Annotated in this window: 12 protein-coding genes; 9 read left to right on the forward strand and 3 right to left on the reverse strand. The window is 49.0% G+C overall.

The window, feature by feature from the left end:
- Positions 1 to 3: 3 nt before the first annotated feature.
- The 5 genes from thiC (at position 4) to A3GI_RS0101990 (ending at position 6,449) form a co-directional block, all read left to right on the forward strand.
- Positions 4 to 1,782 carry a phosphomethylpyrimidine synthase ThiC gene (gene thiC, locus A3GI_RS0101970; RefSeq protein WP_018359804.1) on the forward strand — a complete coding sequence of 593 codons (1,779 nt, stop codon included), beginning with the start codon at positions 4 to 6 and terminating at the stop codon, positions 1,780 to 1,782.
- Between the two features lie 2 nt (positions 1,783 to 1,784).
- Positions 1,785 to 3,722, forward strand: a complete 1,938-nt coding sequence (gene thiE / locus A3GI_RS11315; RefSeq protein WP_018359805.1) for a thiamine phosphate synthase — start codon at positions 1,785 to 1,787, stop codon at positions 3,720 to 3,722.
- 62 nt (positions 3,723 to 3,784) lie between these two features.
- Positions 3,785 to 4,564, forward strand: coding sequence for a thiazole synthase (locus tag A3GI_RS0101980; protein WP_025079322.1), 780 nt, complete (start codon positions 3,785 to 3,787; stop codon positions 4,562 to 4,564).
- A gap of 17 nt (positions 4,565 to 4,581) precedes the next feature.
- Positions 4,582 to 5,700 carry a 2-iminoacetate synthase ThiH gene (gene thiH / locus A3GI_RS0101985; protein ID WP_018359807.1) on the forward strand — a complete coding sequence of 373 codons (1,119 nt, stop codon included), beginning with the start codon at positions 4,582 to 4,584 and terminating at the stop codon, positions 5,698 to 5,700.
- Positions 5,701 to 5,756: 56 nt separating this feature from the next.
- A complete protein-coding gene (locus A3GI_RS0101990) occupies positions 5,757 to 6,449 on the forward strand; it encodes a HesA/MoeB/ThiF family protein (protein WP_018359808.1) in 693 nt (230 codons plus the stop codon).
- Here A3GI_RS0101990 and A3GI_RS0101995 read toward each other — a convergent pair.
- Positions 6,446 to 7,600, reverse strand: coding sequence for an AI-2E family transporter (locus A3GI_RS0101995; RefSeq protein ID WP_018359809.1), 1,155 nt, complete (start codon positions 7,598 to 7,600; stop codon positions 6,446 to 6,448). The two genes, A3GI_RS0101990 and A3GI_RS0101995, sit on opposite strands and share 4 nt — an antisense overlap.
- A 244-nt stretch (positions 7,601 to 7,844) precedes the next feature.
- On the opposite strand from A3GI_RS0101995, the gene A3GI_RS0102005 reads away from it, so the two are divergent.
- The 4 genes from A3GI_RS0102005 (at position 7,845) to A3GI_RS0102020 (ending at position 11,751) form a co-directional block, all read left to right on the forward strand.
- Positions 7,845 to 8,231, forward strand: a complete 387-nt coding sequence (locus A3GI_RS0102005) for a VOC family protein (protein ID WP_018359810.1) — start codon at positions 7,845 to 7,847, stop codon at positions 8,229 to 8,231.
- A 183-nt stretch (positions 8,232 to 8,414) separates the two neighbouring features.
- The gene (locus tag A3GI_RS0102010; RefSeq protein WP_018359811.1) at positions 8,415 to 9,266 is read left to right on the forward strand and encodes a sensor histidine kinase; all 852 of its coding nucleotides are present in this window, start codon (positions 8,415 to 8,417) and stop codon (positions 9,264 to 9,266) included.
- Positions 9,251 to 9,967, forward strand: coding sequence for a response regulator transcription factor (locus tag A3GI_RS0102015; protein ID WP_018359812.1), 717 nt, complete (start codon positions 9,251 to 9,253; stop codon positions 9,965 to 9,967). Before A3GI_RS0102010 ends, A3GI_RS0102015 begins: the two co-directional genes overlap by 16 nt.
- Positions 9,968 to 10,083: 116 nt before the next feature.
- Complete coding sequence (locus A3GI_RS0102020) at positions 10,084 to 11,751, forward strand: formate--tetrahydrofolate ligase (RefSeq protein WP_018359813.1); 1,668 nt, start codon at positions 10,084 to 10,086, stop codon at positions 11,749 to 11,751.
- Positions 11,752 to 11,999: 248 nt separating this feature from the next.
- Here A3GI_RS0102020 and A3GI_RS0102025 read toward each other — a convergent pair whose 3' ends face one another.
- Entirely contained in the window at positions 12,000 to 12,452 is a 453-nt protein-coding gene (locus A3GI_RS0102025; RefSeq protein WP_018359814.1) for a GatB/YqeY domain-containing protein, read from the reverse strand.
- Between the two features lie 41 nt (positions 12,453 to 12,493).
- Complete coding sequence (ftsZ, locus tag A3GI_RS0102030) at positions 12,494 to 13,876, reverse strand: cell division protein FtsZ (RefSeq protein ID WP_018359815.1); 1,383 nt, start codon at positions 13,874 to 13,876, stop codon at positions 12,494 to 12,496.

A 13,876-nucleotide genomic window follows, 5' to 3' on the forward strand; every position in this document is an offset into this window, starting at 1 on the left:
TATATGATGAAAAAACAGTTTAATGTAACTTCCGGACCCATTCCCGGCGGTGAAAAGATTTACGTCACCGGGTCACGGCCTGATATTCGTGTGCCCATGCGACGGATTAATCTGTCGAATACCCGTTTGGATGATGGCGAAATCGAGTGTAACGAACCTGTGGTAGTCTATGATACCAGCGGCCCTTATACCGACCCCGGTTATTCGGTGGATCTGGATGCCGGTTTACCTCATATCCGCGAGCAGTGGATTGAGGAGCGTGCCGATACCGTTCGTCTGGATAGCCTGAGTTCCGAATACGGACGCCGGCGGTTGGCCGATACCTCTCTGGATGAACTCCGTTACTCCCATGTTTGCACCAATCCGCGTGTAGCCAAAGAGGGGCATTTCGTAACTCAGCGTTACTACGCCGAGCAGGGCATCGTTACTCCGGAAATGGAGTATGTGGCTATTCGTGAAAATCAACTTATCGACCGGATACAAACGAAGTATGAAGCCATGGCAGGCGAACCTCTCGGGGCAAATATCCCCCGTTACATAACTCCCGAATTCGTCCGTGATGAAATAGCCGCAGGCCGTGCCGTCATACCCGCCAATATCAATCACCCCGAGTGCGAACCGATGATTATCGGCCGCAACTTTCTCGTGAAAATCAATGCAAACATAGGTAATTCGCCCACAACGAGCAGTATCGGCGAGGAGGTGGATAAAGCCGTGTGGGCTATGCGTTGGGGGGCGGATACGGTGATGGATCTCTCTACGGGCAAGCATATTCATGAAACACGAGAGTGGATTGTACGCAACTCCCCTGTACCCATCGGTACGGTGCCTTTGTACCAGACACTCGAAAAAGTGCAGGGCAATACTTCTAAACTGACTTGGGAGCTGTTTCGCGATACATTGATCGAACAGGCTGAACAGGGGGTTGACTATTTTACCATTCATGCCGGATTGCGTTGGCATCATGTACCTCTGACACTCAACAGGGTTACGGGTATTGTATCTCGTGGCGGTTCCATTATTGCCAATTGGTGCACGATGTTCAAGCGTGAGAGTTTTATTTATGAAAACTTTGAAGAGATTTGCCAAATCTGCGCCCGTTACGATGTGGGTATTTCTTTAGGCGACGGACTTCGCCCCGGCTGTATTCACGATGCCAACGACGAGGCGCAGTTTGCCGAACTGCATACTCTGGGTGAGCTGACCGAACTGGCCGCGAAATATCACGTACAGTGTTTCATCGAGGGTCCGGGACACGTGCCCATGCACAAAATCAGAGCTAATATGGATGAACAGCTGGCATGGTGTAACGGAGCTCCGTTCTATACTTTAGGTCCGCTGGTAACGGATGTAGCACCCGGATACGATCATATCACCAGTGCTATCGGCGCTGCCATGATCGGCTGGATGGGTACGGCCATGCTCTGCTATGTGACCCGGAAAGAGCATCTTGGTCTGCCCAACCGGGAGGATGTGCGCGAAGGGGTGATTACCTACAAGCTGGCAGCTCATGCCGCAGACTTGGCAAAAGGCCATCCCGCAGCTTACTTTCGCGACTATATGATGAGCAAGGCACGGTTTGAATTCAGATGGAAAGACCAGTTCCACCTTGCTCTCGATCCGGAAAAAGCACTGGCATTTCATGATCAGACTCTGCCCGATGAAGGCCATAAGGAAGCACATTTCTGTTCCATGTGCGGCGAGCATTTCTGCTCCATGCGTGCCAATAAGTCCTTTAGAAAGAAAATTCAAAAAGAGATGGCTGCATCTTGCGAAGCATAATCATGACACCCCTTATCCTGATAACCGCCCCGGCGATTCAACCCGATGAAGCCGCATTGTTGAACGAGCTGTTTGCTGCCGGTTGCGAGCGTGTACATTTGCGCAAACCGGATGAACCGGTGGAGAATATCGTCCGGCTGATTAAAGGACTCGATCCGCGTTACCGTAAGCGACTGGTAATACATGGGCATGTCGAACCGGTCGCAGAGTATGGGCTGGGCGGTTTGCATCTTCCCGAGCGTATATGGAAAGGTATAACCGAAGTTCCCAAATTGCCTGCAGGATGTTCACTTTCTGCTTCCTGCCACAGCCTTGCCGATATAAAGGCTTTTCCGTTTTCTGCGGACTATTTATTTCTCAGTCCCGTGTTCGACAGTCTGTCCAAGCCCGGTTACACAGCCGCTTTCGATGAGGAAAAGCTTCGGGAAGAACTTCCGAAGATCGCTACCCCGGTGTATGCTTTGGGCGGTATCACTCCGCGAACGCTTCTCAAATGCAAAACGCTCGGATTTTCCGGAGCTGCCGTCTTGGGTTATGTTTGGCAGGGGGTAGAACAAGCTGTTTTACGCTGGCGGGAACTGTCTATGCCGCAGATACTCTGTATCGGAGGGCTCGACCCGAGTGGCGGAGCCGGCATTACGGCGGATGTGCGTACTGCCATGCAGTTGGGTGTGCGTGCCTGTCCCGTAGCTACGGCTGTCACCTATCAGGATGAGAGACACTATGCCGGCACGCGATGGATGACCGATGGGGAAATCAGGCTCCAACTCGAATCCATTGCCGGTACAGCCCGGCCTTCGGTTGTTAAGATCGGGTTGGTGGAGAGCTATTGGTCTTTGCGTAAGATTATGGATCTTGTGCAAGAGCTGTTCCCCGGTGTACGAATTGTCTGGGATCCCATTATTCGCAGCAGTACGGGATGCTGTTTTCACTCCGATTTTGCCCTTCTGCCCGAAATATTGGCATCGGTCGATGTGGTCACTCCCAATTTACCTGAGGCCGAGCGATTGTTCAATGGGCATACCTCACCTGAGCAACTGGTCGGAGAGGCTGCACGCTACCGTATGGCCATTATCCTGAAGGGCGGTCATACCGAAGGCGACAATGTAACCGATATGCTTATCATGCCCCATGATGTAGTGCCTTATACCGTTCTTCGTGCCGGTTGGGAAAAACATGGTACCGGTTGTGCCCACAGCACGGCGGTGGCTTCGTGGTTGGCCAAAGGAGCGGATATTTACACGGCAGCCGGTAAAGCACAGCTTTATGTGAGTCGCATGATGCGCTCCGCTCTCGGATTGTTGGATGCCCCGTCTTTGTATGCCGGCATTAAACCTTCGCTCAGTGCAGTGAAACGAATGTTTATCACCCATGCTTCTCCCGGTGCTCCCTCTCTTTTAGAGCAGGTAGAAGCTGCCTGTCGTATGGGGGTGCAGTGCGTGCAGCTCAGGATGAAACGGGCTTCCGACCGCGAAATGTTGGAAACGGCCTTTCGAGCGATAGAGATTTGCCGTAGATACGGTGTGCTTTTTATCGTTAATGATCGTGTGCAGATAGCCCGTCAGTCCGATGCCGACGGCGTTCATTTGGGGCAGACGGATATGAGCACGAGAGAGGCGAGAGAATTATTCGGCGCCGATAAGATTATCGGGCGTACCTGCAATACCCGGGAACAGGTTTGCAGAGCCATTGCCGATGGAGCCGATTACCTTGGGGTAGGGCCTTATCGTTATACTGCCACCAAGGAAAATCTTTCTACCGTTCTGGGACTTGAAGGTTATCGTAAACTCATGAATACGATGATTGCCGAAAACTTTCGTATTCCTGTTTTTGCCATTGGCGGTATTACCGATGCCGATGAATCCTTGCTCATGGATGCAGGTGTGCAGGGCGTAGCCGTAAGTGGCGATATGATAAGAAGAATGAAAAGTTTTATTTGAAAGAGATATGCTTTTGCAGCAAAAATCTTGATGCAGGAGCATTTGTATTAAAGAAGAAGAAAATGAAAGCATTACAAATTGCGGATAAGACGTTCAATTCACGCCTGTTCGTAGGAACCGGAAAGTTTGCCTCCGCCCGGTTGATGGCCGAGGCTGCCGAAGCTTCCGGTTCGGAAATGGTAACGGTGGCCATGAAGCGTGTGGAGGCCGGGCAAGGTACATCCGACGACCTGATCAAACCTCTGCAGAAACCGCATATAACCTTATTGCCCAATACTTCCGGAGTGAGGTCGGCCAAAGAGGCTGTGCTTGCAGCTGAGATGGCGCGTGAAGCTTTGGGTACGAACTGGTTGAAACTGGAAATTCATCCCGATCCGCGCTATCTCTTGCCCGATCCTGTCGAAACGCTGAAAGCGACCGAGGAACTGGTTAAGCGCGGGTTCATCGTCTTACCCTATATACAGGCCGATCCCGTACTCTGCCATCGGCTGGAGGATGCGGGGGCGGCTACAGTGATGCCATTGGGTGCGCCTATCGGCAGCAACCGGGGGTTGCAAACTCGCGAATTACTTCGCATTATTATCGAACAGAGTCATGTGCCGGTCGTTGTCGATGCCGGTATCGGTGCTCCCTCTCATGCGGCCGAAGCGATGGAAATGGGTGCCGATGCAGTACTGGTCAATACTGCTATTGCTGCAGCACAGGATCCGGTGAAGATGGCACGTGCTTTCAAATTGGCTGTGGAGGCCGGGCGTATGGCCTATGAGGCTAAACTGGCGCCGGTGAGAACAGAAGCCGAAGCTTCGTCTCCTTTTACCCGTTTTTTGAATTTGAATAAATAGAAAAGGTACGTCAAGAGATGAAAAAGTATCATTCTTTTTATGATTGCATCCGGGAGTATAACTGGCAGGAAACAGAGGAGCGCATAGCTTCCTGCACTGCTGCCGATGTAGAGCGTGCGCTGGCCAATCCGGCACGTACGCCGGATGATTTTGCTGCTCTGATATCTCCGGCTGCCGTGCCTTATCTCGAACCGATGGCACAGGAAGCACACCGGCTTACGGTGGAGCGTTTCGGCCGTACCATACAGATGTATATTCCGCTCTATCTGTCCAATATCTGTACGAATGCTTGCGTTTACTGCGGATTCAACAAGTACAATAAAATACATCGTCGTAAGCTCACGGAGGAAGAGGTGCGGAGGGAAATGGAAGCTATTCTGAAGTTGGGCTATCAGCACCTTTTATTGGTCAGCGGTGAAGCCGAGGTCGTTACCGGTGCCGACTATTACGAAAAGATGGTGCGTCTGGTTCGTCCCCATTTCTCTCAAATTTCTTTGGAGGTACAACCGCTAAAGACGGAGGAGTACAGGCGTTTGCACGAAGCCGGTGTGGGATATGTATGTGTTTATCAGGAAACTTATAATGAGGAAGCCTATCCGGGCTATCATCCCGAAGGGAAGAAGCATGATTACCGTTGGCGTTTGGAAACGCCCGACCGCATTGCACAGGCCGATATTCAGAAAATAGGCATCGGAGCTTTGCTCGGGTTGGAAAACTGGCGTACCGACTCTTTCTTTACAGCCTTGCATCTGCGTTATATGGAGCAGCAATACTGGCGTACCAAATACTCCGTTTCACTGCCTCGTTTACGTCCCGCGGCAGGCGGATGGCAGCCCAAAGATCCGATCGATGATGCCGGCATGGTTCAGCTTATCACGGCTTTCCGCCTTTTTGACCCGATGGTGGAGATCTCGCTTTCCACACGTGAAAGCGCTGTTTTCCGCGGCCATGTTACACCCATAGGCATAACCGCCATGAGTGCCGGTTCTAAAACGGAGCCCGGAGGGTATGCCGAAGATAATGCCGATCTGGAGCAATTCGTGATTAACGATGCCCGTAGCCCGCAAGAGTTTGCTCTGTCTATGCGCAAACTCGGCTATGAACCGGTTTGGAAGGACTGGGATTGTTGGATGTAGGATTATTTGAAGAGAATGTCTTATAAAAGGGCATTCTCTTTTTTGCTTGAAAGACTATGAACGAACGGTATGAGAGGCAGGAGATGCTGCCGGAAATAGGGAAAGAAGGACAGCAGAAACTGCGGAATGCCCGTATAACCGTGGTCGGAGCCGGCGGTTTGGGTTGCCCCGTATTGCTTTATTTGACAGCAGTGGGGGTGGGGCATATTACCATCATCGATGACGACGCTGTTTCTCTTCATAATCTGCAGCGTCAGATACTTTATACCGAAGAGGATATATACAAGCCGAAAGCCGAGGTTGCAGCCGGACGCCTCTCTGCTCTCAATAACGAGGTTGAAGTGCATCCTGTTTGCGAGCGATTATGTGAAGCAAATGCTTCCCGGCTGATAGGCCGTGTGGACCTGATTATCGATTGTACGGACAATCTTCCTGCCCGTAAGGTGATTGATGCTTGTGCCGCACGGATAGGGGTGCCATGGCTCTATGGGAGTATAGGCGGATGGCAGGGGCAGTGTTCGTTGATGAATTGCGGTTCCGAACCGAAGAGATACGCAGACCTGCTGCTCGATGAAGCGCCTCTTATGCCGGCTCCTGCAGTCTTAGGAGCCTTGTCCGGTATGGTCGGAGCCATGCAGGTGGCCGAAGCTGTAAAATATCTGGCCGGTCTCTCCGAAGAGCAGTTGCTTACCGGCAAATTGTGGTGGATGGATCTGAAAACCCTCCGGTCCGGAATATTCAGGTTCTAAGATACTTTATGCTTGTTTTTTTTTATTGTTTTATTTAGAATTTCCTGGGCCTGATGAGGAATTCTAATTCCTCGGATGTTTCCGTTTTTTCTTTTCGTTGTGATGCGTGGGCTGGCTTTGCTGCCCGGTATGTATTCGTACCGGTACATATTGATGAAAAGCACGAGCAGGGAAAGCAGCAGAGGGCCGAAGATGACACCCCAGAACCCGAACATGCCCATTCCGATAATTACCCCGAAAATGGTGATGAGCGGATGGATGTCCGCCAGCTTTTTCTGCATCAGGAAGCGAGCGATATTATCGACTCCGCCGATAACCAGGATACCGTATGTAAATAACCCCAAAGCCATAGCCCATTCGGATTTGAGAGCTAAAGCAATGGCCAGCGGAACCCAGATAATCATGGTACCCAATACCGGTATAATGGTGGAGAAGGCCGTCAGTATACTGTAAAAAAGCGGATTGTCTATGTCGAATATAAGATAACCTGCATAGGCGAAAGCCCCCTGTATGATAGCCAATAGAGGGATACCGATAGCATTGGCACGGATAATCTGATCGGATTCCTCCAGTAAAATCTGACGATTTTCTTTGTTAAAAGGAAGTAACTCCTTGATTGCCTGCTGAAAACTTTCGTAGTTGTACAGCATATAGAAAAGGATGAAAAGAATAATGACTCCGTTCATTACGATGGAGTAAGTATTAGCGAGCAGGAATTGAACGATGGCGGATCCCATCTTGGGCAGGAACCCCAGATTTTCTATGGTTAGCAGGTCGAAGCCTATTTTTTCTTCGATCAGTTCGCTTATCTGATTGATTTCCATAATGATCGCATCGAAGTCGATTGTCAGTCCGGTGAAAACATCTATCATCATCATGATGATGCCGGTAAGCGGGATAAGAAAGAACAGCAAAGCTTCCAGTACAAGTACAGATGCTGCCCATGAACGTTTCCATTTATATTTTACCGTCAGCGCACGCATTTGCCTGCGCTCCATGGCAAAGAGCGTAACGGCTCCCATTAAACCGCTTATGTAAGCCCATCCCTCATATAAAAATACGATTCCCAGAAAAATGATCAGGATAACAAGGCATGCCCAGTAGAATTTGGGTGTTCTGAAATCGTTTTTTTCGTTTATTGCATCTTGCATAAGTTACTTATGTTATGACGTTTGTAAACAACCTTCAATTCAATTTGTACAAAAATAATTAAATATATTGCGAAAGGCTATACGAAAGATATTCGATTTTTCACCGGAGTAGTACATGTAACCGATATTGTTTTTCTGATTGGATTTTACTGCTACGCCGTTCCTGCCGGAAAGATTGTGCGGATTTTGTTTTACCGTAATAAACGGATAGATTTGTAAAGGATACAATGAAAATAAAAACAGTATGACAAAGGAAAAAATAAAATCCCGGTTCGATCATTTCAACTTCAATGTTCTCGACCTTGAAAGAAGTCTTGAGTTTTACCGGAAAGCGCTTGGTCTGAAAGAGGTTCGGCGTAAAGAAGCGACGGACGGCTCTTTTATTCTCGTTTATTTGGGGGATGGAGAAACTGGTTTTACGCTTGAACTTACCTGGTTGCGTGACCGTCATGAACCATATAACCTCGGTGACCTCGAGTTCCATCTTTGTATGCGTGTACCCGGAGATTATGACCAATGGCGTGCATATCATAAGGAAATGGGCTGTGTATGCTACGAAAACGAAGCCATGGGGCTGTATTTTATCCATGACCCCGACGGCTACTGGATAGAAATCCTTCCTCTGAAATAACTTGCTCGTCGGATCGCCGACGGATGCAAACCGTTTCCTCTCTTTCGGCCAATTCAAGTACTATGCTGCAAGGAGGCTAACTTTTCTAACGAAAGGCCGTTTTCTTCGGCCTATATGAGGGATTGGTTCGTATGCACGCAAAGTATTCTTTATCTTAGTTACGTAGCAAGCGAATAGAGCAGTATGTTTGAACGTCTTTATGTTTTGTCGATGGGGATAGCTTCGCTGGAGGATCAGCGCAGGCTGGTGCTCTTGCTGCTGATACTGTCTGTGACGGCTTTAATCCTGATGCTGGTATCGCTGAGACGTCAACTGCGCAAGCGTACGAACCAGCTATTGCGCTCGGAGCAGGCTTTTTTCGGCATGGTGCACGATCTGAAGACGCCGCTGGCGGCAGCGTATGCCGATCTGCGTCACCTGAGCGAGACGGAAACGGATTTGGATAAGGCCCTGGCATTGGAAGACAGTGCGGAGCGCATCAACCTGATTAGCGATAAGGTCAAGCGTTTGCTCAAATTGCCCAGATTGCTTCAGGATGGGAAGATTTCCGACGCTCAGGAGTTCAATTTGCTGTCTCTGCTCGTTCCCGTGGAATCGGAACTGGAAGTCAGTTATCCCGAAAAGCACATCGAATTCGTTCATGCCGTATCCCCGGAGTTGGTTATCAAAGCCCCCAAAGAAGAGGTAGAGGCACTGATGCGTATTCTCATGGAGAATGCCGTAAAATACAGTGGAGAGGAGCCGGTGGTTACCCTGTCGGTTCATGATCCTGCCGGTCAATGCGCGGTGCTGGTTCAGGACAACGGCCCCGGATTGGGTATCGAAACGAATAACTATTGGATAAGGCTGACGGCCGGAACCATGCCCCGTGAGGTGAGTGGAAACGGTATAGGACTTCTGTATGCCATAAGGCTGGCAGAAGATATGAAAGCAGTGCTGATGTGTAAAAGTACACAACAGGGAACTTCCATGGCTTTAGTACTCAAACCTCAGCAACGCAAAAAACGGCTTCGGGATATATGGACAAGACAATAAAAATATTGATCGTAGACGACGATGTAGTTTTGGTGAAAACGCTTTGCAAGCAACTTTGCGAAGCAGGAATGAGTACGTATGGTTTGAATGATCCGGTTCTGATATTGGATGCCATAGAGCGGGTTCGACCCAATCTGCTTTTTCTGGACATAGACCTGAACGGACAGAGCGGCATCGAGATATGCCGGAGGGTGAAGGAGCATTCGCCGGAATTGCCTTTGATTTTTATATCCAGTCAGTTGAGCCCCGAAATAAAAACCGCAGCTATCGAGGCCGGAGGTCTGGCATACGTGGATAAACCTCTTACCGCTCATTTGCTGGCAGCTTATGCCCGCAGGTATGCAGCAGAATGGGGAGAGAAACCGGAGGAAAAGGCGGGTGATACGAACCGGGTAACTATGGGAGCCATAGAGATCGATTTTCGAGAGCGCTTACTGCTTTTTCCCGATGGGTCGATGCGAGACTTAAGCCCTATGCAGACGACCGTATTGCGTTATTTAACCGCACATGCCGGAGAAACGGTAAGTAAAGAAGATCTTTCTTACGAAGTATGGCGTAGCCGTGATATGATTAAGAGCCGGGAGCAGAGTTTGCATAATACGATTCATCGCTTACGGGTAATGCTTTCCGTCGAACCCGCATTAACAATTACCAATGTGCGCGGATACGGTTATATTCTGGAAACACCTGTAAAAATTTAGTTCTTCTTTTATCCATTAAAGTGCTGGCAAACAAGGCAAAAACCGGTTGATTTTGAACTTATTCGAGGCTAAAATGATTATAGAAGAAAACGTATTAACCTTTAATTATTTATCGAATGAAATCGGATATCGAAATAGCCAGAGGCGTAACTCTAAAACCCATCGAAGAGGTGGCAGCTACCATCGGCATTCCCGAGCAGGCTTTGGAACATTACGGGCATCATATTGCGAAAGTGCCATTGGAACAACTCAAAAATAAAAAACAAAAAGGCAAACTGATTTTAGTTACGGCTATCACGCCTACGAAAACGGGTGTGGGAAAGACCACTGTTTCCGTGGGCTTGTCGTTGGGGCTTAACCGCATTGGAAAGAAGGCCATCGTGGCTTTGCGCGAACCCTCTCTGGGGCCCTGTTTCGGTATGAAAGGAGGAGCTGCCGGAGGCGGATACGCACAGGTGTTGCCGATGGAAAATATAAACTTGCACTTCACGGGAGATTTCCATGCGGTCACGTCGGCGCACAACATGATCACTGCTTTGCTGGATAACTATATGTATCAGAATCGTAACAACCTTCAGCGCAATCTTTCCGAGGTTACCTGGAAACGCGTGCTGGATGTGAACGACCGCTCTCTGAGAAATGTTGTCTCAGGGTTAGGTGGCAGAGTAAATGGTATAACCTGCGAGACCGGTTTCGATATCACTCCTGCCTCGGAGATTATGGCTATTCTCTGTTTGGCTAACGATATGGATGACCTGAAGAGACGTATTGAAAACGTTGTATTGGGCTATACTGTAAAAGGAGCTCCGTTTACCGTTAAGGATCTGGGTGTGGCCGGAGCTATTACCGTATTGCTGAAAGATGCCATTAAACCCAATTTAGTGCAAACAACAGAGAATACGCCTGCTTTTGTACATGGCGGTCCGTTTGCCAACATTGCACATGGCGCAAACTCTGTTCTTGCTACGAAAATGGCGCTTGCCTATGGTGAATATGTCGTTACCGAAGCGGGTTTCGGTGCAGATCTGGGTGCCGAGAAGTTTTTCAATATCAAGAGCCGTATGGCCGGTCTCAATCCCGATCTGACTGTTTTGGTTGTAACCGTAGGCGGTTTGAAACTCAACGGAGGTACGCGGGAGGAAGATCTTAAGCAGCCTGATGTGAATGGTCTGCGCCGTGGTTTGAAGAATCTGGACAGACATGTAGCCAATTTGCAGAAGTTCGGACAAACGGTGATAGTGGCTTTCAACCGTTTTACTTCGGATACATCTCAGGAGATTTCAGTTATTGCAGATCACTGTAAAGAGTTGGGTATCGGTTTTGCCATCAATAATGCTTTTGCCGAGGGTGGTCCGGGTGCGGAGGAGCTGGCGCATCTGGTTGTCGATACGATTGAGAAGAACCCGTCTAAACCGCTGAAGTTCACTTATGATTTGAATGACTCGATCGAAGTGAAAGCGAATAAGGTGGCTAAGGAAATTTACGATGCCGGCTGCGTTACGTTTACGACCGGAGCGAAGAAAAAACTGAAAGATATCGAAGCCATGGGGTTGGGCCATTTGCCTATCTGTATCGCTAAAACGCAATACTCGTTTACACAGGATCCGAAAGCCGTTGGAGACCTCCATGGTTTCGAACTTGAGGTTTCCGATGTCGTTATCAATGCCGGAGCCGAAATGATTGTACTGATTATGGGGTCTATTATGCGTATGCCGGGTTTGCCTAAACATCCTTCTGCTTTGGGTATTGATATTGTAGACGGGCAAATCGAAGGTTTGAGTTAAGCAATTTTCTGTAAAGTTTTGTTTCGACACACTGTTAAAAGAAAGGAGCTGTGTCAAAACATGGAATTGGGAGAAATCTCCTTTCATATCCATAGTTACCGCCCTTTCTAACCCAATAAAACAATCGCTATCATTGAGTTTTCAGCTCTTTGATAGCGATTGTTCTTTACAAATGACAGTTGATTTAGGGAGAATGGAGTTTTGACACACCCCCTTTTTGTTGAAGTGAATTTTTTGCTGTGAAAACTCTAAGCGTTAAGCAGTTCTTTCACAACCTCGCTGATCAGTTTACCTTCGGCTTTTCCCGCCAGTTCTTTTTGGGCGGCACCGATAACACGCCCCATTTGTTTAGCATCGGAAACGCCGAGTTTTTCAATCAAAGTCTTGATGATGGGCATTAACTCTTCGCGGGAAAGCTGTTTGGGCAGATAGGCCGACAGAGCTTCGGCTTCGGCCAACTCGGCTTCCGCCATTTCAGGTCTGTTGTTCTCTTTGAAAATAGCAGCCGATTCGTGTCGCTGCTTCACCATTTTCTGAATGATTTTCAGTGCCTGTTCATCGCTTAGTTCGCCGCTTGCTCCTTTGGCGGTTTTGGCTTCCAGAAATTCTTTCTTTACTCCGCGCAGCGCTTCGAGACGCACTTTGTCCCGTGCCAGCATGGCTTCTTTGATGCCATTGCTGATTTCGTCAAATAAAGACATATATTTTTCCCTTTCTTTTGGTTTGTTCTTAAATCAGGTTCTTAAAACTTAATGGTCTGATAGGAGTTTCCCGGGCTGCTTTCCGATCTGCCGTTCCGCGAGCCTGTATCCATGGCATTTCCGCCCGTCGTTCCCGGGAACTTACCCGCATTTGCTGCTTTGCGGCTTCTCACTTCTTCTATCGGCTTGTTATTGCGGTTCAGCGTAGGCGTCTCTTCCATGATGCCGATGATGTCCTCATCATCCAGCTCGCTGATCTTGAGCAGAGTCGGTTTGAATATTTTACGTTCCAGATTGTCCGTACCGTAGTAGTCGCTGATCAGTTCGTTCTCCTCTTTGATACGGGAAATATCATCGTTGTTAGAGCTTAATGTGTTGATGAGGTTGTTATCCTTGTCCGTAGAGGATGAACTCTGGATGCTCTTCGTGGTCGTATCGAGGTCGAAGCCCGAGGCCAAAACCGTAACCGCCACTTTTTGTCCAAGACTGTCGTCCGTACTCAATCCCCAGATATTGTCGAATCCGGTCTCGATTTTATTTGTAAACTCGTTGATCGGATCAAGCTCTTCGGTGATAAGCGGCGCTTCGTTAGACTGGTAGATATTGATCAGCACCTTACGTGCTTTGTAGATATTGTTGTTATTCAGCAACGGAGAGTTCAGCGCTTCGTCTATAGCCTTCTGCATACGGTTTTCTCCTTCTCCGTAGCCGGTGCTGATGATGGCCACTCCTCCGTTCTTCAGCGTTGTTTTAACGTCCTCGAAGTCCAGGTTTATCCGTCCCGGGCGGGTAATCATGTCGGAGATGCCGCGTGCCGCATTGGTCAATGTTTCGTCTGCCTTGTCGAACGCGTTATCCAGTCTTAAATCCTGATAAATGTTGCGCAGCCGTTCGTTATTGACCACCAGCAGGGCATCCACGTTTTCGCGCATCTCTTTGACGCCTCGCAATGCCTGCAAAATCTTATTACGTCCTTCAAAGAGAAAGGGAATGGTGATGATGCCCACAGTGAGCAGCCCCGCATCCATGGCTATTCGTCCGATAACGGGTGCTGCACCTGTACCTGTGCCACCACCCATACCGGCTGTGAGGAATACCATTTGCGTGCCGTCCGAAGTCAGGGCTTCCTTGATTTCTTCTCGGCTCGATTCGGCCGCTTCCTGTGCTCGTTCGGGGCGGTTGCCCGCACCTAATCCGCGGGTGATGTCAGGACCCAGAACCAGTTGGTTGGGCACTTTACTCTTGCGTAAAGCCTGCATATCGGTGTTGCATAGCAGAAAAGTCACATCCTTGACTGATCCGCCGGCAAACATGGTTTCCACGGCATTACCGCCGCCACCCCCTACACCAACGACTTTGATGATGGGTTTCATCTCGGATTGGTCGTAGTCGAAATCTAATAATTTGTTGTTGTCGTCTTGCAT

The sequence above is a fragment of the Porphyromonas macacae DSM 20710 = JCM 13914 genome (genome assembly GCF_000379945.1).
GTDB classification, from domain to species: Bacteria; Bacteroidota; Bacteroidia; order Bacteroidales; family Porphyromonadaceae; genus Porphyromonas; species Porphyromonas macacae.